This window comes from Brevibacterium aurantiacum (assembly GCF_003932995.1).
GTDB classification, from domain to species: Bacteria; Actinomycetota; Actinomycetes; order Actinomycetales; family Brevibacteriaceae; genus Brevibacterium; species Brevibacterium aurantiacum.
Genome location: NZ_CP025333.1, coordinates 1,518,312 through 1,540,600 on the forward strand (window position 1 = coordinate 1,518,312; position 22,289 = coordinate 1,540,600).

Consider the following 22,289-nt stretch of genomic DNA (forward strand, 5'->3'; position numbering starts at 1 on the left):
CGATTCGACCCCTCGGATCGGTTCAGAGCCGCAGAAGGAGAACCGGAATTCGTGCTGCTCAGCAAGCTGTTCGACAGATTCCTGCCAGCCGACCGCAGATTCAACCCTGAGGCTCTGGCCTGGATAGCGGTGATCTTCACCGCCATCGTGATGCTCGCAGTCGAATCCTCGATCGCGGTGGGAGTCCACGAAGCACCCGTCGCGCTGGCATTCATCATCACCGTCATCCACGCAGGATCGATGCCGCTGTCAATGCTGCGCCCACTCTTCGGCGTGATCGTCTCAGCCATCGCCTGTGGTGTCCTACCGCTGCTCGGCCCGTATCTTGCCGGCAATCCATGGCCGTGGATGGTGCCGATGATGATCACTCAGATCCTCATCATCCTCATCGTCGGGCTCCGCGCCCACTGGGGCGTCGCATTGGCCGCGCTGCTGGCCAGCATCGCCGTCTCTGCGGCCGCAGCCGTGATCGGACATTTCCAGTACCCCGAGAGTCGGTCGGAATCATCGATCGTCAACATCGTCATCTTCTCCTGCATCGCCGGCGGCTTCTACGTGGCTGCCATTATCGTTCAGCAGTGGCACCTGATCCGTTCGCAGCTGCTGCAGGAGCAGGAGAACACTGCCGAGGAGCATTCGAAGCGCGTCGTGGTCGAGGAGAAGACGCGAATTGCCCGCGAACTCCACGACATCGTCGCCCACAGCATGTCGATCATCAACATTCAGGCCTCGAGCGCACCATTTCGCCACCCCAATATCGATTCGGATGTGGAAAGGGAATTCGAGGACATCTCCGTCTCCGCTCGCAATGCCCTCACCGAGATGCGAGGACTTTTAGGGGTGCTGCGCAATGAGGAATCGAACCAGCAGCTGGCACCTCAACCCAAGTTCTCCGAGGTTGAGGGCCTGGTGAAGAAGGCACAGCAGGCTGGAGTCAAGGTCACCATGGAACGCAGCGGGGGACCGCTAGATCGCAGCCTGCGCGACAGCACCGGGCTGGCCGGGTATCGCATCGTCCAGGAAGCGCTGAGCAACGCCATCCGTCACGCCACTGAATCGCAGATCCATATCAAGATCGACAGCGGCGGCACCGCTTTGTGGATCAATGTCTTCAACACCGCGGGAAAAGGCCCCTCTGAGGCCGCGAAGAACGAAGTTCACCGTCATCAGGGGCTTATCGGGATGAGGGAACGCGCGTCCTCGGTCGGAGGCGAACTTCGGACCGGCTGGACCGGAAGCGGAGGCTTCGAAGTGGCGGCGGTGCTGCCGCTGTCCGTGGCCGATGCGCGCAAGTCAGGCTCAGATAAGCCCGGTTCACGCGAAGCTGACGAGACAGACGAAGCTGACGAGACAGACGATCGCGACGTCAGCGCCGACCAGGACATAGGTGCGGACCCGGACGCCGACACAGGCACAGACACAGGCGCAGAAGACGTCACTGCCGCAGAGGCAGACGCGCTCACAAGCGCCGAGGCAGACGACACAGCGGGTCAATCGCAGGGTGATGAGAGGAGCAACGCGTGATTCGCATCGTGATTGCCGATGATCAGGCAATGGTTCGAGCAGGCTTCGCCGCGTTGTTGGACGCACACCCCGACATCGAGGTGGTGGGCCAGGCACAAGACGGTGTCGAATGCGTCAGCCTTGTCGCCGAGCTGAAGCCCGACATCGTCCTCATGGACGTGCGCATGCCCGAACTCGACGGCATCGAAGCCACCCGCGAGATCCTCTCGGCCCGGAGCCGTCAATCCGCGAACACTGCTGCGTCGGTGAACGCTGGCAAACCTGGGTTCGCCGGCCAGACTGGGATCGCCGGCCAGCCCGCGAACGCAGAGATATCGAAATCGGCTGTGTCCACCTCGGAGACAAGCGGTATCGGCGATGACGTTCCGCGCATCATCATGCTCACGACCTTCGACATCGACGACTATGTCTTCGATGCGATCCGTGCCGGTGCCAGCGGCTTCCTCCTCAAAGATGCCCCGCCCAATGAGCTCGCCGAGGCGGTGCGGGTGGTGGCCTCGGGCGATGGGCTGCTGGCCCCAAGCGTCACCCGTCGCGTCATCGAGCATTTCGCCGCGGGTCCGCAGACATCGAACGCGGAGGCACTGCCTGATCTCACCGACCGTGAACGCGAGATCCTGGTGCTGGTGGCACGCGGCCAGACGAACACAGAGATCGCTGCCACGCTCTTCATCGCCGTCCAGACCGTGAAGACTCACGTCTCACGAATCCTTTACAAACTCGACATCAGAGACCGTGCGCAGGCGGTCATCGCCGCCTACGAATCCGGGCTTGTGGTGCCTGGAGCAAAAGCCTGATCGTCCACCCCCTACCGGAGTAGGGGGTGGAATACGGTGCCGTGGGGTGATGCCAAACGAATGGTCCCTCTCGTACCGTAAGTAATATGGAATCAGTAGATGTCGTGAATAGGACGCTGTCGACACCCACTCTTGGGAAAGAAACAAGGGCGGAGGTGCTCGAGAAGAGGCGAGCTAATCGCGGTACCGAGAAGCAGGAGTTCACCAGCGATTTCAGTGCGCTGATGGCCCAGGTCAAAGAGGCTGGTCTGCTGGCTCGACGACCCGGCTGGAACACGCTGCGCTTCGTCCTCCTCGGAATCTCCTACGTCGTCGCCTTCGCGATGCTCTTCCTCATCGGCGAAAGCTGGTGGCAGATGGCCACGGCCGTCGTCTTCGGAATCCTCTTCACCCAGACGGCTTATGTCGCCCACGATGCGGCTCACCGTCAGATCTTCACCAATGGCAAGGTCGGCGAGTGGGTGTCGACCATCATCGGCAACCTGTTCATCGGCCTCAGCTTCGGCTGGTGGCTAAAGAAGCACAACGCTCTCCACCACGCCAATCCGAACAAGGCCGGCGTCGACGGCGACATCGCCCCCGGTGCACTGATCTTCGACCCTGCAGATGCCCAAGGACTCACCGGGTTGCGCAAGTGGCTTGCGGCCCATCAGGGTTGGTTCTTCTTCCCACTGCTGACTTTGGCGGGAGTGCAGCTGCACGTGAACTCGGTCAAGGCGATTCTCGTCGGCCAGTCCTCGATCAAGCGCCGTTGGATCGAAGGCATCTTCATCGGCATCCGCATCATCGGATTCCCCCTCATCGCAATCTGGGCCGCCGGACCACTCATCGGCATCGTCTTCACGATCGTCCAGGTCATGGTCTTCGGTGTGCACATGGGCGGCTCGTTCGCTCCCAACCACAAGGGACAGCCGATCGTTCCCAAGGACGTGAAGATCGACTTCCTGCGTCGCCAGACACTGATGTCACGCAACATCTCCGGCGGACGTCCGATGGGCTTCCTGATGGGCGGACTGAACTACCAGATCGAACATCACCTGTTCCCGAGTATGCCCAGCGTCAACCTGCACAAGGTTCAGCCGATGGTCCGCGAATACTGCGCTCAGAAGGACATCAAATACACGGAGACGACGCTCTTCGAATCGTTCGGCATCATCGTCCGCTACCTCAACCGGGCCGGACTCGGCCAGGCCGATCCCTTCGACTGCCCGGTCACCGCACAGTTCCGCTCACGCTGAGCTAGCCGCACATCTCCATCGGCGAACAAGCCGACCAGGACGATTCCACGCAAACCCCCACTGCCACCTCGGCGGTGGGGGTTTCTGCTTCGTGCATGTTGCTCAGGTCGTCGAGAATCAGGCCAGGTACACGAATCAGGTCAGGTGGTCGTGAGCACCGGAGACCCACTCGGCATAGCGCTCGGCCGAGCTCGCCACCGCCTCTTTGGCTCCGCTCGAGATCATCTGCCCGAAGTTGCCGTACATGCGATCGAAGTCGAGGTCAGCCACCGAGGCGGCGACGCGTCTGACGACCTGTGCCGACAGCGGCAGATAGTTGGGGAAGCTGCGCATGAACGTCACCCAGCCCGACCGGGCCACCGGTGCGATTGTGTCTCCGCTGAGCATGACGCCGCGGCCGTCCTGACCAGTCCACAAAGCCACAGCGCTGCCCGGGAAATGGCCGCCCGTTCGCTGCAGTCGGACGCCGGGAACGGGTTCCGCGACGTGATAGTAACGCCAGATGTTGGGGCCCTCGCGCTGAACCCAGTCGGCATCGGCACGGCAGACGAAGATCGGGGCATCGTCAAAGGCCGCGCTCCACTCGAGCTGCAGGCCGAACATGTGGGGATGGCTGGCAGCGATGGCCTGAACACCGCCGAGGTCGGAGACTGCGGCGATGACGTCCTCGTCGATGTAGGGCGGGACTTCGAAGAGCAGATTGCCGTGCTCGGTCTGTGCCAGATAGCATGTCTGTCCGATGCCCAGCTTCGGTTCCACCCGCAGAGCATAGAGGCCGGGTTCGCGTTCGACGATGGAGACGCTGTGGTGTTCGGATTCGAGCTCTTCACGCGTCGTCCAGTCCTGGCCTGACTCCGGCAGCCACTGGCGCTCATCCGAACAGATCGGGCAGACATCCGGTGGAGGCGTAGTCGTTTCGACACCGCACGTTCGGCAGATCGTCACGTTCGTCAGTGCTGTCATCGGGGAAAACCTCCTGCACCCGAGGATAGTCCTCGGGTGCAGGAGGGGCCAGGTACCCGAGGTCGGGTGTGGCGCGAAGGGCCCTTGTCGGGTCACCCCCGTTGGTGAGCCGGAGAGCAGCTCAGCTCACAGCGGCGCGCTTCTTCGAATGGGCCAGAAGGTGACCGACGAGGATGAGGGCGATGCCCAGGACGAACCACCCGATGAGCACCCACCACTGCATCGTCATGGGCGCACCCGGGAAGTAGGAGAGGTCTCGCAACAAGGTTCCAGAGGCACCCGGGACCAGGAACTGACCGATGTCTCCCCAGGCTCCTGCGAGGAATTCCTTCGGTGCTTGGAGCGAGGCGATCGGATTGCCGATGAACATCGTGAGCACCGCGCCGATGGCGATGCCCCCTGGGCCTATCAGCGAGACGAAGCCGTTGATGAGTGCCGCCGTTGCCGCCACAGCAAGTCCGGCAGCCAGCACGTTGAGCCCGAAGTTGCCCTGCAGAATGCCGAACCAGGTCTGCAGAACGAGAGTGAGTGCAAGTCCGCCGATTGCCCCGTAGGCCAGTACCGCGACGGCACGCATGCGGCGCGAGTGGACGATCATGCTGGTGAGCACACCGCCGACGATTCCGCCGATGGTCAGAGGCAGGCCGGCTATCGCGAGGCCGGCACCGGTGGAGTCATTGTCGTTGAGCGGAACGACGTCGGTCACCGTGACCTGGGGGACCTCCATCGCCGAGGTGGTTGGGGCCTGTGCTTGCTCACCGGGGTTTTCCTGGGGTCCGGCAGGACCCTGAGATGCAGGGCTTTGAGATGCTGGGCCCTGAGATGCTTTCGCCAATGCGTCCTGCATCTCCTTCATTCCATCCTGCATTCCCGACATCGCCTGTTTGTCGATCTTCTGCTGCATCTGTGAGGCGATCCCATTCAGCTGTTGGGCAACGGCGGGGGAGGCTGCGGTTGAGGTGAGGATCTCGGGTTCGTCACCAACGATGAATGCTCCGTAGACCTCTCGCTCACGGATGAGCTGTTGCGCCTCGGCGCGGGAATCGACCTTCTTGAGATCGAGCATTCCGTCGGGGGCGTTAGCGGTGATCTGATCGATCTGCTTCTGATCGCCGACGGCTGCCACCGAAAGGTCTTTGGGTTCGGATGTCACGGTCGGCCAGCTGAATGCCAGCAGAATGATGGTGACGATGGCCGCGGCGAAGATGGCTGCGAGCAGAGCCTGCTTGATGCTGGGTTTGGGTGCACCCTTGGCGGTTTCGGCCTCGGCATCGGGGGCAGTCTCGGCTGAGTCCGAGGTGGCGAGGATTCTCGTCTGCATGCCTGTCCAATCATTGAAAACGAATACTCGTTCTTTTTACTCCTGCGGGTACGATATATCAAGAATGGTCATTCGTTTTTGGGGGATTGGTGCCGAAGGTCACGGACGAACACAGAGAGGCCATGCGCACGCGGATTCAGGATGCCGCGCTTACGTGCTTCTCTCGCAAGGGCTTTGCCGGGGCGTCGATGGCCGACATCATCAGGGAGGCGGATCTCTCCGCCGGTGCCGTCTATGTCTACTACTCGTCCAAGGCCGAGCTCACTCTCGATGCCGGCAGGCGAATCATGGAACAGCGGGCAGCCGAACTGCAGGATTTCGGGTCGGCAGACGAGGTCCCGCCTCCTCAGCAGGTCTTCCCGAATCTGCTGAACACGATTCTCCGCGACTCACCATTCGCCCCGCTGCTGTTGCAGGTGTGGGCAGAGGCATCGCACTCGCCCGACTTCGCGAAAGTCGCAGCGAAGATCTATACAGACCTGATTGATCGCTTCACGGCCTATCTGAGCGCGTATTTCCACCGGGGAGCAGGGCTGGGCACAGATGCGGCGGAGGCGAAAGCTGAGCAGATCGCTCCCGCGGTCCTTGCGCTGATGCAAGGCGCCATCGTGCAGAACGCGATCTTCGGTGAGGATTCGCGTGAGCGCATTGCCAGCGCCATCGAAGCGCTGCTGACAGAGATCGCGGACTGAGGCACTGACCGCGGAGTTCGAAGACTGGAAGTATGCGTCTGAGGCTCCAACCTCGCGCCTGGGCTCGATGTTCTCTGGCCGACACTCTTTTCGGCCATGATGCGATCACTGCACACCGCAGGGCGAAGAATGGTCAACAATGGCACCTGAAGCGCACGCTCGTCTGTCGAAAGGACCACGACCTCCCATGTCGATCGCCTACCTCCCCGCCACGAACCGCGAATCCGAGCACATCATCCTGCGCGGAGCCACTCTCATCGACGGCAACGGCGGTGACCCGATCACAGACTCCGAGATCGAGGTCAGGGACGGACACATCGTCTACGTCGGGTCCCGGCGCGACGAAGGAACCACCTCGGCGAGGGAGGGCAACGACGCAGGTGACACGTCCCCTCGTGTCATCCAGCTGCAGGGCAAGACGATCATGCCCGGCTTCATCGACTCCCACGTGCACTTCGGACTCACGGTCGAGAACCCGGCGGCGAACCTCGCCCGCTTCGCCTCCGAGCGGATCGTGCGCAGCGTTGTCAACGCCCGGAACACGCTCATGGCCGGAGTCACCACGGCGCGTGACCTGGGTGGAACGGACCGCGGCATTCGCGACAGCATCGAGCAGGGACTGATCCTGGGGCCGCGGATCCACTTGGCCATCAGCCCGCTGTCACCGACCGGTGGGCACACCGACTTCACTATGCCCAACGGCATGCCCACCATGCCCCCGATGCCCGTCGACCCGATCATCGACACCGACGACGATGTGCGCCGGACCATTCGCACCCTCGTGCGCTCCGGAGCCGACGTGATCAAGGTCTGCACCACCGGTGGCGTCTCGAGCCCAACCGATACACCCGATGACATCGGCGTTCCAGAAGAACACGTGCGGCTCATCGTCGAAGAGACCGCCAAGCGAGCAGGTCAGCCCGTCGCCGCCCACGCCCAGGGGCCCGAGGGCATCAAGGCCGCTATCCGCGGCGGAGTGCGCTCCGTCGAACACGGTTACGGAATCGACGATGAAGGCATCGAGCTCATGCTCGAACACGGCACCTTCCTCGTCCCCACGCTCAGCAGCGCACTGCGGATACCGGACCCGAAGAACGTGCCCGGCTATCTGTACGAGAAGAAGGTCAAGTGGTCAGCGATCGCACGCGAACGTGTCGCCGTTGCCATGGCCGCCGGGGTGAAGGTCGCACTGGGAACCGACGCTGGGGTGTGCCCGCACGGGCTCAACCTGCGCGAGGAGATGCACGCCGTCGAACTCAGTCTGACACCGATGCAGGCGATCGTGGCCGGCACGAAGAACGCGGCCGAACTGCTGCGACTCTCAGCCGACGTCGGCACTCTCGAGGAAGGCAAACTCGCCGACCTCGTCGTTGTCGACTTCGATCCGCTGGCCGATATCACTGCGTTGGCTGAACCCGACAACGTCAAGGCCGTCGTCCAGGGCGGATCCCTGGTCAAGGACTCTGCCGGCTGGTTCGGCTCCGCCCCTGTCTCCTCGGCGCTCGGATAATACTGACCTCACCACTCACCATTTCTACGCACCGCCTCCGCGCACCAGCTCCACCCACCATCTCGACCACAGAAGAGGTACCTCAATGACGACTGACTTCCGGACAGAGGCTCTGTCCCTGACCACCGAACTGCGTGACCTGCGTCGCGTGCTCCACCGCAACCCTGAGCTGGGACTCGAGCTGCCCTTCACTCAGCAGAAGATCCTCGACTCGCTCGAGGGCCTGCCACTCGAGATCACCACAGGTCAGGGCCTCAGCTCGGTCGTCGCCGTGCTCCGCGGCGGCATGCCCGGTCCCACGGTTCTGCTGCGCGGAGACATGGATGCCCTGCCCGTCACCGAAGCCACCGGACTCGACTACGCATCGATCAACGGAAACATGCACGCCTGCGGTCACGACCTGCACGTGACGGGTCTGGTGGGAGCGGCCAAGCTCCTGTCCGCTCACCAGGCAGAGCTGGCCGGGACGGTGGCATTCATGTTCCAGCCCGGCGAAGAGGGACCGGGCGGAGCCCAGCGCATGCTCGACGAAGGGATGTTCGAGACCATCGGATCGACTCCCGACTCCGCCTACGCCATCCACGTCGCCCCGGGAGTTCCCGGCACATTCGTCGGTCGCCCCGGCACGGTCATGGCCGGAGCCAATACGCTGCACGTGACGATGCACGGCAAAGGTGGGCACAGCTCCCGCCCCGAGGACGCCACCGATCCCATTCGTCCGCTCCTGGAGTTCGGCCAGGCACTGTATTCGATGATCACCGGATCGTTCAGCGTCTTCGATCCCATTGTCGCCGAGGTGACTCAGCTGGAGGCCGGCACCGCCGTCAACATCATTCCCGCGACGGCGAAGCTCGGCGCCTCCGTGCGTACCATGTCGGCCGAGACGACGAAGAAGTTCCCTGCAGCCGCGACTCGCCTGGCAGAGTCGATCGCCGCCGCACACGAATGCACCGCCGAGGTGGTGTGGACCGAGCAGTACCCCGTGACGGTCAATGACGCGCAGGAAATCGAGTTCGTTGCCGAGACGCTGACCGAAGCCTTCGGGGCGCATCGCTACGTGACCGCCCCGAACCCGGTCATGGGTTCCGAGGACTTCTCCTTCGTGCTCAATGAGGTACCTGGGGCGTTCCTCTTCATGTTCGTCTCTCCGGAGGACGTCGATCCTGCAACCGCAGCGACGAACCACTCGCCTGAGGTCCTCTTCGACGACGCACACCTGCCGGACCAAGCGGCAGCGCTGGCCACCCTAGCCTGGCAACGAACGCTGCGAGGCTGAGTCCTGGCCTGAGGCGCACAGGCCTGAGGTACACAGGCCTGCGCTGGCTTGCGAGGGGCCAGGTCAGACGGTGTCGCCGTCCTCGTCGACAGAGTGGACCCGGTCCTCGCGCATGCTCACCTTGTCCACGCCGGACAGTTCCATCAAGGGAGGGATCAGGAGGTGCAGGGGAGGTCTGCCCTCGAACTTCACGTCGATCTGGACCATCTTCACTCCGTCCTCCGATTCGAAGCGTTTGGAGTCGAGGATCGTGTTCGAATACCCCATGTTTCCGGCCACGGCGAGGATATCGCGGAGGATCCCGGACCCATCCTTATAGGCGATGCGCAGCAGCTTGCGGTGCGAGTCGTCGGGGATACGGCGGATCAGGGGAGCGATGACGAACAGAGTCAGCAGGTGGAGTGCGGTGAGCATCATGGCCAACGACAGCATTCCCGCGCCGCAGGCCATGCCCACGGCGGCCGTGACCCACACAGTGGCGGCCGTCGTGAGACCGCGCACCATGTTCCGGCCCTTGAAGATGACACCCGCACCAAGGAAGCCGATGCCCGATACGATCTGCGCGGCGATCCGCGACGGATCCAGGCGAGCCTCGTCGCCGAGCACGGCGGCGAACCCGTAGGCGGAGACCAGCGTGAACGCGCACGTGCCGATGCCCACGAGAACGTGTGTGCGATAGCCGGCGCTCTTCTGCCGGAACTGCCGTTCGAAGCCGATCAGCGAGCACAGGACGAAGCTGGCCAGGAGCAGTTCCGCCTCGACGAGGCCGGTCGGACCGAAGAATTCGATGTGAGAGCCCATAGTGCTTCTGACTTTAGCCCCTCATCTGTGCACGACGTCGCCTTTCGCATTGAACACCGGGCACTGAACACCGCACCACACGTCAGAACAGGCCAGCGCCGAGGTGGTTGTCCACCTCGGCGCTGGCCTGTCTGGGTCACGCGGGAACTGCAATCAACCGATCACACAGTGGCGATCACACGGTGTTGATCACACAGTGGCGATCACACAGTGGAGGGGATCCACTCCTGCTGATCGGATGACTCGGACCGATCGGCCGCCTCGGCGGGGCGATTGCTCATGCCATCGCCTGCGGTCGGTGCCATCGTGGGCCTGGAGGAGAGCCGGTGGTAATCGTTCGGATCGTCTTCGACGATCGTCGACTGCACGGTCTGGCCCGACTGTCCGAACTGGCTCGACTCGCTGCCTTCCGATGGTGCAGGACCCGTTGATGATTCAGAACCCTGTGCTGACTTAGGCCCTTCGAGGGCCTTGGCCTGCTTCCGGGCCTGCTTCTTCTGCTCCCGCTCACGCTCGAGGTGGAGGTTGCCGAAGTCTTGCTCGGTCCGCGGCGGCTTAATGCTGTCGATGAGGAACACCAGCGCCAGGGACACGAGGCCCCAGAGTCCGAGGACCTGCATATGCTCGGTGACCACATCGCTGTCGAAGTAGATGATCGAACGAATGGTCTCCACCGCGGCTGCCATCGGCAGGAAGCCGTGCAGCGTGGTGAAGAACGACGGGATCATGTACTCGGAGATCGCCCCGTTCGAGGCGGGCATTCCGGCAAACATCAGTGTGCCGATGACCGGAATGATCGCGAGCATGCCGATGAGTCTCTCGAAGACCATTGCAAACATGGCGATGCAGAAGATCGCGATGATCCCGGCTCCCCACAGCTGCGCGAAATGACCGTCGACGGCACCGGTGATCGGGCCGGCGATGAGGGCGACGACCAGAGACATGAACGGTGCGTACACAGCGGTCAGGGGAATCATCCGCTTCAGCGGTCGACTCCACGGGTTTGCATTTGCGCCGACGATGACGACCATAAAACCAGCCAGGATCCAGCCCATGGCGATGTACATGACGACCACGCCGTTCTTGTCCCGATCCGGCAGGGGCGCAACGTTGTCGACGTCGAGCTCCATGTCCTGCGCCGAGGCGACCTGATCGAAGATCCGGTTGACGACCTGGTAGGCGCTGTTGTTCCCGGCCTCGTTCGCGATGAGACCGAACTCGGCGTTCTTCTGCGTCGGCAGGACGAGAGCCGCGACCTCGTCACGGTCTTCGACCTGAGCTCGTGCCTCTTCCTTGTCCGACGTGGCGGTGAAGTCGAACATGTTCTTGCCCATTGACTTCTCGAGGTCGGCGATGGTGTCCTTCGCCTGCTCGGTCGAGGAGCCGACCACGGTCACGGGCATGTCCTTGGGCGTGGGGGAGCCCATCGCGCCGAGCATGAAGGTGAGCATCATCGTGACCATCGCCAAGGGGAAGACGATGAGTGAGATGTAGCGCCACACCTTCGAATCCGGGCGCCGACCACCGTGCAACGAGGGAATATTGACATCCAGCGGCTTCGGATCCGGATTGCGTCGGTGGGAGATGAAGTCATACGCCTTCGTCAGCAGCAGACCGACGACGGCTCCGATGGCCAGGACCAGGAGGTGCTCGGTGACTCCCGCGCCGTCGAAGTACAGCACGGAGCGCAGTGCTTCGCCGATCGCCGGCATGGGCAGGATCTCGTGCGTGAAGCGGTAGAATGCCGGCATCGTGTACACGGGGTAGGACAGGTTCGACGACGGCATGCCGAGAACCATGAGGAAGAAGATGCCGACGATCACGCCCAAGGCACCGACGATTCGGGTGATGAACAGCTGCATGCAGGAGATCGCGAACACGCCCAACCAGGCTATGCCGAGGACTGGGACAGTGTCCTTGACATCGACGATGTCGAGAATCGGGCAGACAACCGTCCAGACCAAGCCGGCGATCACCGCGGCCCAGGCTCCGAGGATGGGGACGATGCGTTTGAACTTCAGCAGTTCGGGCGAATTCGAGCGCAGCACGCTGAAGGGCAGGTATCCGGCCATGACGATGGCTGTCATGAGGAACATTGCCCCGAGTCCCGACGGATCGTTGTCCGGCAAGGACGCAATGTCCTCGGTGGCGACGTCGAGGCCCTCTTCCTGCAGGGCGGGCATGACGAGACCGGTGACCGTCGTCTGCTGTTGAACTCCGGCACCTCCGGCGGTGTAGAGCGTGGCCTTATCGCCCTCGATGACAACCGCCGCCGAGGCTTCGCGATCGTAGACCATCTCACGTGCGGTGTGAGCATCCTCGACCGTGTCGACGTCGAGGGCATCCGGTTCGGCACCGTCGAGTGCGAACTTGATGTCCGCGGCCTTCGAATCCGAACCGGCCACCACGACGGGCATGTCGTTGGCCGAGGGGGAGTGCATGGTGCCGAGGTAGCCCGTGATCATCATGCCCACCATGATGAGCGGCATGATGAAGATCGCTGCCGTCCGGCCGATCAGCTCTGCCTTGGCGCGTTTGGCGGCTGCAGCCTCTGCATCGGCATCGGTGGTGTGCTGCTCGTTCGTCGACTGCGGTGCCTGGTCGTGGTCCTGGCTGTCGTCGTAGTCGTGATCGTGCCTGGTGTCGTGTGAGTCATGCTCACGGGCCTCGCGGCGGGTGAGCGGCGGTGGTGGTGTGGCCACTGTCGTCCTCCTGATGGATCGGAAGTCGAGTGATCACCGTTGACCACCTTGAACTCGACTACTTTAAGACGCGTGACTTAGAATTGTGAAATCGACAGAGATTTGCCAAGGTGAGGGCGATGCTCGCCGAGGTGGTCAGGCCGCTGATATCGCGGCAGGGAGTCCGCGTCGTGAGCCACTTGAGAATGAAAGAATAGGGACTATGGGAAGCCAGAGTGACAGAGCGCGCGAGGTGCTGCTCAACTCCGCAGAGGAGCTCTTCGCCATCCACGGCATCGATGCGGTGTCGAATCGCCGCATCGTCGACTATGCCGGGGCTGCGAATCATTCCGCGATCTCATACCACTTCGGAGGGCGAGACGGTCTGCTGCGCGCACTTATGGAGCGTCATGTCGCCGCGATGTCCCTGCGCCGAGACGATTACATCGCTGGCCTGGGGGAAGCTCCGAGCATTCATGATTACGTCCGCAGCAGAATGGGCCCGTTGTTCGATGTTCTCGCCGATCTGCCGCGGCCCAGCTGGCGTGCACAGTTTCTCGCGCAGATGGGAATCGTGCCCTCAGCCGTCGAGATTATGAAGTCCGTGTTGGCTGAGTCCTCGCTGCCTGACGGGTTGAGATTCATCCACGGCGAGATGGAGGGCATTCCCGAAGGGGTCCTGCGCGGCCGGGCCTATCTGTTGGCCCATATGGTCACCAGCGCGTGTTCTGACCAAGAGGTGAGGATGAATGAGGGGACCCACAAAGGTGACTGGGAGCAGGTGGGGCGATTCCTCATCGATGCCGCCGCTGGCATGATCGCAGGCCCCGTGACATCACCGGACGGTGCGATCCGCTATCCCTCGATTCCGTACCTGTAACGGGTGGCTGCGCGAGGATAAATGTCTTGCGGGACTGAATCAGTCGCAGCCTTCGGGCCCGCACACTGCGCCATCGCGAAAGGCTTCGTCTCCGCCGGCAAGCACTGTGAGCTTCTGGCTTTCTCCCCACGCGGTCTCGAGCGCTTGTGTGAATGCCTCGGGAGGCTGGGCACCGGAGATTCCGTATTTGCGGTCGATGACGAAGAACGGGACTCCGTTGGCACCCAGTGCCTGAGCCTCGGCGATGTCGGCCTTCACCTCGGCGGTGTACTCATCGGTGGAGAGGACGCGACGGGCCTCGTCGGCGTCGATGCCAACGGCGCGGGCCACCTCGGCGAGATACTCGACGTCACCGATGTTGCGGCCCTGCTCGAAATGACCGGACAGAAGGGCTTCCTTGGCCTGGCTCATAACCCCGTGGGACTTGGCCAAGTGGAGGAAGCGATGAGCAGTGAAGCTGTTGGCCACGACGATGGAATCAAAGTCATAGTTCAGGCCCTCGCCAGCGGCCTGCGCGGTGACGTGATCGAACATCTGTCGAACCTGCTCGGCGGGCATGCCCTTGGCCTGGCTGAGGTAGTCGGTCTCGGTTCCCGCATAGTGCTCGGGCAGGCTCGGGTCGAGCTGGTAGCTGCGCCATTCGACCTCGACGTCGTCCTTGTGCGCGAAGCCGTCCAAAGCGGTCTCGAAGCGACGTTTTCCGATGAAGCACCAAGGGCAGGCGATGTCCGACCAGATTTCAATCCTCATGACAGCTAGAACCCGAGCGTGAGACGGGTTATTCCCCGGTCTTGGGTGCTGGAGCGAGCGCTGGCCTGGTGGGTTCGAATCAGAACAGTGCTTCCTGTGGCGGGGGAGTCAGGCTTGCGGCTTGAGCTGCGGTCGACGTTGCGGCCCCGGACCGCGTCCGGTCTCCGCGCTTCGTCATCGGGTAATCATCGTCGGCGGAGCCGCGCAGGTCGTAGGCGTCGATGAGCGGATTGATGCGCCGGCTCAGCCAGGCGCGGTACTCCTTCGACGCATAGGAGGACTTCGCATACATCCGGCGGTAACGGGGGAGCAGCTCGGGATGTTCGCGTTCGAGCCATTCGAAGAACCACTCGCGAGCACCCGGTCGGAGATGCAGGGCACCATAGACCACGCGGCTCGCGCCGGCCTCCTTGATGGCGCTCAGCGCGGCATCAAGATGGTCCATGGAGTCGGTGAGCTTCGGCATCACCGGCATGAGGAAGACCGTGACGTTGAAGCCGAGGTTCGCGGCCGCTCGTACTGTTGCCAGGCGTGCTGTCGTCGTCGGTGTGCCCGGTTCGATCGTCTGCTGGAGGGTGTCGTCAAAGACGGCGATCGACATGCTGATCTCGACATCGACGTCCTCCCTGGCGCGGGCGAGCAGCGGCAGGTCGCGGCGCAGCAGCGTGCCCTTCGTCAGCACTGACATCGGGGTGCCGTGCTCGGCCAGAGCGGTGATGATGCCAGGCATGAGAGAGTAGCGGCCCTCGGCTCGCTGGTAGGGATCCGTGCTCGTGCCCAGGGCCACCAGCTCACGTGCCCACTTCGGTTTGGCCACCTCGGCGGCGAGGACCTCTGGGGTGTTGACCTTGACGATGACCTGCCGGTCGAAGTCCTGCCCGGAATCCAGGTCGAGGTAGCGGTGAGTGCTGCGGGCGAAGCAGTACACGCAGGCATGGGAGCAGCCGCGGTAGGGGTTGATCGTCCAGGTGAAGGGCATCGAACTGGCCGCGGGCACCTTGTTCAGGGCAGACTTCGCCAGCACTTCGTGGAAGGTGACGCCGGCGAACTCCGGGGTTCGAACACTGCGCACGAGTCCTTTGAGGCCGAAGAGTTCGGCGGGTGGGGCAGTGGTGGCTGATTCGACCGGGCCCGCTTCTGCACCAGCCGACGCTGAGCCGGTCTGTGCGCCAGGTGTCGGTGTAAGCGTGCTCTGCTGATTCCACCTCATGACTACATTCGAACACGTGTTCGAGTGTGAGTCAAGGGTGCTCGGGGTGGCAGGTGATGCGCTCTAGGGGGCTGTCATGCCCTTGAACTCGCTGCGATGGAAGACGAGCGCATCGGTATTCGGTGGGTCATCAGCCCGAACGTCTGCGCCCTCCAGGCTGTTGGTGTCGAGGATTTCGAGCAGCGCGACGGTGTGGTCGCCTGCCTCGACCTCGTTGTAAAGACGCGTCCACAGGTGGGCAGGGCTGCCGGGAATGGTCAGCGCACCATCGGTGGTGATCACGGGGTCGATCCCAGAGAATCGCGAGGCACGATCCTTCGAAGCCAGCTGCCTGACCAGGAGCGACTGATGGGCGCCGAGGAGGGAGACTCCCAGTGCGGGTGCTGCCCGCAGCAGCGGCCACGTGCTCGAGGTGGTCTGCACCGCAACGCTGATCAATGGCGGGTCGAGTGAGACACCTGCGGTCACTGTTGAGGCGACCAGTCCGAGGGGTGTGCCGTCGACTTCGGCGCCGATGAGTGCGACGGCCTGGGGGAAGTGGGAGAAGGTCTCACGCAGAGCATCCGGTGACACGGCTGCGGCTCGTGCGATCGTCGTCATGAACTTGCCTCCGGTGGAATTGGGCTGTTGAGCGGCTGTGACTGCTGAGATCTTCCGCTCAACAAAGCCTTACTGATCTCAAGCGATCATCACAGATATCGCCGACAAGTGCATCCCGATATGACACCAGTGAGTCTTCGTGCGTCCCCATATGACGATCAAAGTCCAACAGTGACGCGGCGGCGACACGAACCGCCACAGAGTCCCTAGATTGCTCAACGAAACTCAGACACTGATAAAGCACCTGACCACGGTAAAGCACCAGGTTCTGAAGAGACACCCTGACCACGTCGATGAGGGAGAACCCCATGTCACAGACCTCCGCAGTGAAGACGATCACCCCGGACCCACCTCGGCGATTCCTGGACGGGAAGAAGCGCGTGCTCGCCTCGGCCTTCGCCGGCACCACCATCGAGTGGTATGACTTCTACCTCTACGGCACCGCCGCCGCACTCATCTTCAACGTCCAGTTCTTCCCCAGCGGCAGCGAACTCGGCAGCAGCCTTGCCGCATTCGCCAGCCTCGCCGTCGGATTCTTCGCCCGACCGTTGGGCGGCATCATCGCCGGACACCTGGGCGACCGAGTCGGACGCAAGGCCTTACTCGTCGTCTCCCTGCTGTCCATGGGCATCGCCTCGACGCTCATCGGCCTGGTGCCGAACTTCAACACCATCGGCTGGTGGGCCGCTGCCGCACTTGTCGTCCTGCGCATCGTCCAGGGACTCTCCGCCGGCGCGGAATGGGGAGGATCGGCACTGCTCTCGGTCGAACACGCACCCCCACGCAAACGCGGCCTGTTCGGATCCTTCACCCAGATCGGATCCGCCTCGGCGTCTCCGATGCCCCAGAGTTCCAGGAACTCAAGGACTCCGGCAACGTCGCCAAGGCACCTCTGCGCGACGTCCTGACCAAGCACCCACGCGTCCTCCTGGTCACGATCGGCCTGCGCCTGGCACAGAACAGCGTCTTCTACCTCATCACCGTCTACATGCTCAGCTACCTGGCCGAGAACCGCGACGACTCGACCGCCGGCGTCACCGCCGTGATGATCGCCTCCGCCATCGGCCTGTTCACCGGGCCTCTGTGGGGATGGATCTCTGACAAAGTCGGTCGCAAACGCGTGACCATCGGCGGCATCATCGGAGTGGCCGCCTTCGGGTGGATCTTCTTCGCCTTCCTCGACGCCGGCCCACTGGCGTTCCTGCCCATCGTCGTCATCATCGGCATGAACCTCGCCCACGACGCCATCTACGGACCCCAGGCAGCCTGGTTCGCCGAGCAGTTCCCCATCGAGATCCGCTACTCGGGCGTGAACATGGGCTACCAGCTGGGCACCGTCATCGGCGGAGGCATCATGCCGATGGTCGCGGCACTGCTCTACGTCATCGGCGGCCACTCACCGTGGCTGATCTGCGGCTACCTCACCCTGCTGTGCCTGCTCTCACTCATCGCAGCACTGGCGGCGAAGGACCCCGCCCGGGAGCTGGCGATCAGCGCCCGCGCGGGCGACTGAGCTCGCACCTGACTCCTACTGACCTGCCACCTGACACCGACAAGGAAAGAGACACACGATGACGAAACCGATCATTCTCAACGCCTTCGACATGATGACACCTGTCCACCAGTCACCAGGACTGTGGCGCCACCCGGAATCACGAGTCGAGGAATTCACCCAACTGAACTTCTGGACCGATCTGGCCAAGACCCTCGAGGAAGGAGGATTCTCCTCCCTGTTCCTCGCCGACATCCTCGGCGTCTACGACGTCTACGGAGGCAATGCCGACGTCACCAACCGCGGGGGAGTCCAGTTCCCCCTCCTCGACCCGCTCGTTGCGGTGCCCGCCATGGCAGCGGTGACGAAGACGCTGGGATTCGGTGTGACCGCCTCGGTGACCTACGAACAGCCCTACCTGCTGGCCAGGACGCTGACGACCCTCGACCACTTCACCAACGGGCGCGTGGCGTGGAACATCGTCACCAGCTACGTGGACTCCGCGGCACGCAACCTGGGACTAGAAGGCCAGATCCCACACGATGAGCGCTACGACCGGGCCGACGAGTACATGGACATCATGTACAAGCTCTTCGAAGGCTCCATCACGCCAGAGGCACTTCGCGCCGACGCCGAGGCCAATGTCTTCGTCGACCCCGACCAGGTTCGCGATATCAATCACGAGGGCAAGTTCTTCACCGTCCCCGGGCAGGCGCTCGCCGTGCCCGGCCCGCAGGGAACACCGCTGCTGTTCCAGGCCGGCGCCTCCAAGCGCGGACAGGAATTCGCCCTCGACCACGCCGAGGCGATCTTCTTCTCCGGACCCACCCCGGAGATCCTGCGCACCTGGGTCGACAAGGTCCGCGACGGACTCGAAGAACGCGGACGGGCCCGCGACAGCGTGAAGATCTTCGCGCTCGCCACCGTCGTCGTCGACGACACCGACGAAGCCGCAGAGGCCAGGCTCGCCGACTACACGCGCTACGTCGACACCGAATCCGCACTCTCCCTCTTCGGAGGCTGGACCGGCGTCGACCTCTCAGGTGCCAAGCCCGAAGACCCGCTGGAATACGTGGCCACCGATGCGAACCAGTCCGCGCTCGCCTCATTCACCACGATGGCCGGTGATAAGACCTGGACCATCCGCGACCTCGCCGAGTTCGTCGCCATCGGCGGACGTGGACCGGTCATCACCGGTGCACCCGCAACGATCGCCGACGAGTTCGAACGTTGGATGGACGAGGCCGACATCGATGGTTTCAACATCGCCGCGGCCGTCCGCCCTGCCGACGCCGAACGGTTCACGAAGTACGTCTCGCCCGAACTGCGTCGTCGCGGTCTCCTGCCCGAACCCGTCGAAGGTGCCACAGTCCGTGAGCAGCTCACGGGACAGGGACCCCGGCTGGCCGATGATCACAAGGGTGCAGGATTCCGGCTGGGATCTGACGCTCTGGTGTGAGCCTGCGCGGGCAAGTTCGACTAGGTGGCCGGTAGATGAGCATTTCGCAGTTGACCTGCGAGTTCATCTGCCGGCCACTTCTGGTGGATAATGGTCTGCGGCCATTTTCCGATCCGCCGATCACCTGAGGATCCCGCATGAGCGCTGCGACGCCCAAGACAACTGCCGAGGCCACCTCGGCGCCCGCCTACAAACGCAAGGCGCTCTTCGCCGCGGCTGTCGGATACGGGCTCGACGGCTTCGATCTGCTCATCCTCAGCTTCGCCCTCGGCGGGATCATCGCCACCTTCGGACTCAGCGACGTCGAGGCAGGGTCACTGTCGACGATCACCCTCTTCGGAGCGGTCCTCGGCGGCATCATCTTCGGATCACTGGCCGACCGCTACGGTCGCGTCCGGGTTCTGACCTGGACCGTTCTCATCTTCGCCGTGTTCACCGGACTGAGCTCAATCGCGCAGGGATACTGGGACATGGCCGCCTACCGGTTCATCGCCGGCATCGGAATCGGCGGCGAGTTCGGCATCGGCATGGCATTGGCCGCCGAGGCGGTGCCGGCCAACCAGCGTGCCCGAGCCACCTCATGGGTGGGCGTGGGATTCCAGATCGGCGTCTTCGCCGCCGCGATCGTCTCCGCTCCGGTGATCGCCCTGTGGGGTTGGCGGGCGCTGTTCGTCATCGGTCTCTTCCCCGCCATCTTCGCCTTCGTCATTCGCCGAGGTGTCGAAGAGCCCGACAAATTCGTGCAGTCCCAGCGGGGCCAGACAGCGGGGGAGTCGGGAGACTCAGCGGAGCTGCCGACATTCGGCGCGAAGATCCGTGCGCTGGTCAAGGACAGGGCGACCGTGAAGATCACCTTCGCGTTGATCGTCCTCTCGACGGTGCAGAACTTCGGGTACTTCGGCATCATCGCCTGGCTGCCCAACTATCTGTCGGAGAAGATGGACCTCGGCGTGACGAAGGGATCACTGTGGACGGCGGTGACGGTGATCGGAATGCTCGCCGGCATCCTCATCTTCGGTCAGGTCGCCGACCGACTGGGCAGGCGTCCTGCCTTCTGGATCTTCCAGGCCGGGGCGATCGTCTCGATCCTCGTCTACAGCCAGATGACCGACCCGAGTGCACTGCTCATCGGCGGCTTCTTCATGGGTGCCTTCGCCAACGGCATGCTCGGCGGTCATGGTGCCCTGCTGGCAGAGATGTACCCCACTCAGGTGAGAGCCACGGCCCAGAACGTCGTGTTCAACATCGGACGCGCTCTCGGCGGACTCGCGCCAGTGGTCATCGCGCTGCTGGCGGACTCCTTCGGCTTCGCCTTCGCTCTCGCGCTGCTGCCGACCATCTACATCATCCAGTTCCTCGCCATGTTCCTGCTCCCGGAGAAGCGCGGCGTCGAACTGGAATAGGGCGACAGCCCCGGCAATCAGCGGTCCGTGACATTTTGTGACGGCCGGGGGAGTGGGCGGGCACGTGCCCAGACCATACTGAGCGATTGTGAATAGTCCAGAACCTGCCGGCACCTCGGCGCACGCACCCCAGACCACCAGCACCGGAGGATCGTCTTCGCGGATCATCCGCAGCGCCTCCGACATCCATTCGGTCCTCGCCGAATTCGGATCCCAGGGCACGAAGACCAAGGCAGTCATCATCCTCGCCCTCGGCGGGATCTTCATGGACGCCTATGACTTCTCCTCCTTGGCCTTCGGCATCACTGCGATCAAGGAGCAGTTCGGGCTCTCCGGTTTCATGACCGGGCTCGTCAACGCCTCGATCATGGTCGGAGCAGTCATCGGTGCTCTCTTCGGCGGATACCTCGTCGACCGCTTCGGGCGCTACAAACTGTTCATGGCCGACATGGTCTTCTTCGTCGTCGCCGCCATCGGCTGTGCCGTGGCTCCCAACGAATGGGTCCTCATCTTCTTCCGGTTCATCATGGGCATCGGTGTGGGCCTCGACCTGCCGGTGGCGATGGCCTTCCTCGCCGAGTTCTCCAAACTCAAGGGCAAGGGAAACCGCTCTCAGCGCGTCAACGCCTGGTCACCTGCCTGGTACATCGCAACGGGCATCGGGTATCTGGTCGTCCTCATCATCTTCGTCACCCTGCCCTATGACCAGCACGCCATCCTGTGGCGAATCGTCGTCGGCTTCGGTGCAGTTCCCGCCCTCATCGTGCTCCTCGTCCGCCGCCGCTACCTCGCCGAATCACCGGAGTGGCTGGCCAACCAGGGCGACCTGCGCGCGGCCGTGGACGTCATGCGCTCACACCACAACCTCGATGTCAGGCTCGCAGACGACGCGAAACGCAGCCCATCGGAATCGACGGATACGGTGGAATCGGCTGATACGATCGCGAACGAAACATCCACTCCGCAAGCACCCACGAGCCAAGCATCTCAGCCTCAAGCGCCCAAGCGCGGAGGCAAGTGGAGCGGGTTCGCAGAACTCTTCGCCCCGCAGTACCGCGTGCGCACGATCGTCGCCCTCTGCGTGTCCGTGTTCTCCACCTTCGGCTACAACGCCGTCGCCTACGGCACCCCGCTGATCATCACGACGCTGTTCCACCAGACTCCGCTGGTCACGATCATCGCCTCACTCGTCATCAACCTCGGGTTCGGGGCCATCGGCGGACTCTTGGGCATGACGATCGTCAACCGGTTCGGCACCCGCCGCATCACGCTCGTGGGCTTCGCGATCCAGGCCGTCGCACTGGCCCTGCTGGCCATCGTCGGCATCCCGACCGGTGCCCTCGTCTTGGTATCGGTGGCAATGCTCGCGGCCTTCGTCTTCGCGCAGGCAGGTGGGCCCGGAGCCAACCTGATGAACTACGCCACCCTGTCCTACCCGACGAGGCTGCGGGGAATCGGCATCGGATTCAACCAGTCCGTGCTGCGTGCGTTCTCGATCGTCTCCCTCATCATGTTCCCGATCCTGGCCGGTTCGATGGGCACCGGAGTCTTCTGGATTGTTGCCTGCGCACCGCTGGCCGGAGCCATCGCCGTGGGCATCGTCAAGTGGGATCCGACGGCCAAGGACGTAGAAGAAGAATAAATGGTATGCCAAAAATCTGATGGCTGAACTGTCGGGTTCAAGCCCGTGAC

Annotated in this window: 19 protein-coding genes; 12 read left to right on the forward strand and 7 right to left on the reverse strand. The window is 63.1% G+C overall.

The genetic code is table 11. From position 1 onward, the window contains the following. The first annotated feature begins 51 nt into the window (after window positions 1–51). From CXR25_RS07025 to CXR25_RS07035, 3 genes are all read left to right on the forward strand, one after another. A complete protein-coding gene (locus CXR25_RS07025; RefSeq protein ID WP_009883035.1) occupies window positions 52–1,524 on the forward strand; it encodes a sensor histidine kinase in 1,473 nt (490 codons plus the stop codon). After that, complete coding sequence (locus CXR25_RS07030; RefSeq protein ID WP_083248702.1) at window positions 1,521–2,321, forward strand: response regulator transcription factor; 801 nt, start codon at window positions 1,521–1,523, stop codon at window positions 2,319–2,321. Before CXR25_RS07025 ends, CXR25_RS07030 begins: the two co-directional genes overlap by 4 nt. 224 nt (window positions 2,322–2,545) lie before the next feature. Next, complete coding sequence (locus tag CXR25_RS07035) at window positions 2,546–3,559, forward strand: fatty acid desaturase family protein (RefSeq protein WP_226829476.1); 1,014 nt, start codon at window positions 2,546–2,548, stop codon at window positions 3,557–3,559. A gap of 135 nt (window positions 3,560–3,694) precedes the next feature. Here the strand turns inward: CXR25_RS07035 and CXR25_RS07040 are convergent, their stop codons facing one another. Continuing rightward, a complete protein-coding gene (locus tag CXR25_RS07040; RefSeq protein WP_009883039.1) occupies window positions 3,695–4,522 on the reverse strand; it encodes a hydrolase in 828 nt (275 codons plus the stop codon). A 121-nt stretch (window positions 4,523–4,643) separates the two neighbouring features. Continuing rightward, entirely contained in the window at window positions 4,644–5,843 is a 1,200-nt protein-coding gene (locus CXR25_RS07045) for a hypothetical protein (RefSeq protein ID WP_009883040.1), read from the reverse strand. Window positions 5,844–5,965: 122 nt separating this feature from the next. Between CXR25_RS07045 and CXR25_RS07050 the strand changes: the two genes are divergently transcribed. The 3 genes from CXR25_RS07050 (at window position 5,966) to CXR25_RS07060 (ending at window position 9,321) form a co-directional block, all read left to right on the forward strand. Next, window positions 5,966–6,535, forward strand: a complete 570-nt coding sequence (locus CXR25_RS07050; RefSeq protein ID WP_050773370.1) for a TetR/AcrR family transcriptional regulator — start codon at window positions 5,966–5,968, stop codon at window positions 6,533–6,535. Window positions 6,536–6,722: 187 nt separating this feature from the next. After that, window positions 6,723–8,045, forward strand: a complete 1,323-nt coding sequence (locus tag CXR25_RS07055; protein ID WP_009883042.1) for a metal-dependent hydrolase family protein — start codon at window positions 6,723–6,725, stop codon at window positions 8,043–8,045. Window positions 8,046–8,130: 85 nt separating this feature from the next. After that, window positions 8,131–9,321, forward strand: a complete 1,191-nt coding sequence (locus CXR25_RS07060; RefSeq protein WP_009883043.1) for a M20 metallopeptidase family protein — start codon at window positions 8,131–8,133, stop codon at window positions 9,319–9,321. 63 nt (window positions 9,322–9,384) lie between these two features. On the opposite strand, the gene CXR25_RS07065 is transcribed toward CXR25_RS07060, so the two are convergent. Both CXR25_RS07065 and CXR25_RS07070 read right to left on the reverse strand, forming a co-directional pair. Further along, window positions 9,385–10,122 carry an MgtC/SapB family protein gene (locus tag CXR25_RS07065; protein WP_009883044.1) on the reverse strand — a complete coding sequence of 246 codons (738 nt, stop codon included), beginning with the start codon at window positions 10,120–10,122 and terminating at the stop codon, window positions 9,385–9,387. Between the two features lie 203 nt (window positions 10,123–10,325). Next, on the reverse strand, window positions 10,326–12,824 hold the full coding sequence (locus tag CXR25_RS07070; protein ID WP_125240471.1) for an ABC transporter permease: 2,499 nt from the start codon (window positions 12,822–12,824) through the stop codon (window positions 10,326–10,328). A gap of 202 nt (window positions 12,825–13,026) precedes the next feature. Here CXR25_RS07070 and CXR25_RS07075 point away from each other — a divergent pair, with 202 nt between their 5' ends. Further along, window positions 13,027–13,683, forward strand: a complete 657-nt coding sequence (locus CXR25_RS07075; protein WP_069599866.1) for a TetR/AcrR family transcriptional regulator — start codon at window positions 13,027–13,029, stop codon at window positions 13,681–13,683. 39 nt (window positions 13,684–13,722) lie between these two features. Here the strand turns inward: CXR25_RS07075 and CXR25_RS07080 are convergent, their stop codons facing one another. The 3 genes from CXR25_RS07080 to CXR25_RS07090 form a co-directional block, all read right to left on the reverse strand. Next, window positions 13,723–14,433 carry a DsbA family oxidoreductase gene (locus CXR25_RS07080; RefSeq protein ID WP_069599867.1) on the reverse strand — a complete coding sequence of 237 codons (711 nt, stop codon included), beginning with the start codon at window positions 14,431–14,433 and terminating at the stop codon, window positions 13,723–13,725. A 79-nt stretch (window positions 14,434–14,512) separates the two neighbouring features. Further along, window positions 14,513–15,643 carry an Rv2578c family radical SAM protein gene (locus CXR25_RS07085; RefSeq protein WP_125240472.1) on the reverse strand — a complete coding sequence of 377 codons (1,131 nt, stop codon included), beginning with the start codon at window positions 15,641–15,643 and terminating at the stop codon, window positions 14,513–14,515. A 63-nt stretch (window positions 15,644–15,706) separates the two neighbouring features. Continuing rightward, window positions 15,707–16,243, reverse strand: a complete 537-nt coding sequence (locus CXR25_RS07090; RefSeq protein WP_009883052.1) for a flavin reductase family protein — start codon at window positions 16,241–16,243, stop codon at window positions 15,707–15,709. 308 nt (window positions 16,244–16,551) lie between these two features. Between CXR25_RS07090 and CXR25_RS18975 the strand changes: the two genes are divergently transcribed. The 5 genes from CXR25_RS18975 (at window position 16,552) to CXR25_RS07110 (ending at window position 22,239) form a co-directional block, all read left to right on the forward strand. Next, window positions 16,552–17,151, forward strand: a complete 600-nt coding sequence (locus tag CXR25_RS18975; RefSeq protein ID WP_050773366.1) for an MFS transporter — start codon at window positions 16,552–16,554, stop codon at window positions 17,149–17,151. Continuing rightward, on the forward strand, window positions 17,148–17,756 hold the full coding sequence (locus CXR25_RS18980) for an MFS transporter (protein ID WP_240689177.1): 609 nt from the start codon (window positions 17,148–17,150) through the stop codon (window positions 17,754–17,756). The genes CXR25_RS18975 and CXR25_RS18980 overlap by 4 nt, the downstream gene beginning before the upstream one ends. 58 nt (window positions 17,757–17,814) lie before the next feature. Then, window positions 17,815–19,194 (forward strand): LLM class flavin-dependent oxidoreductase, encoded by a 1,380-nt coding sequence (locus tag CXR25_RS07100; protein ID WP_009883054.1) that lies wholly within the window; start codon window positions 17,815–17,817, stop codon window positions 19,192–19,194. A 137-nt stretch (window positions 19,195–19,331) separates the two neighbouring features. After that, a complete protein-coding gene (locus CXR25_RS07105; RefSeq protein ID WP_096158570.1) occupies window positions 19,332–20,597 on the forward strand; it encodes an MFS transporter in 1,266 nt (421 codons plus the stop codon). Window positions 20,598–20,685: 88 nt separating this feature from the next. Next, on the forward strand, window positions 20,686–22,239 hold the full coding sequence (locus CXR25_RS07110; RefSeq protein ID WP_083248703.1) for an MFS transporter: 1,554 nt from the start codon (window positions 20,686–20,688) through the stop codon (window positions 22,237–22,239). Window positions 22,240–22,289 lie beyond the last annotated feature (50 nt).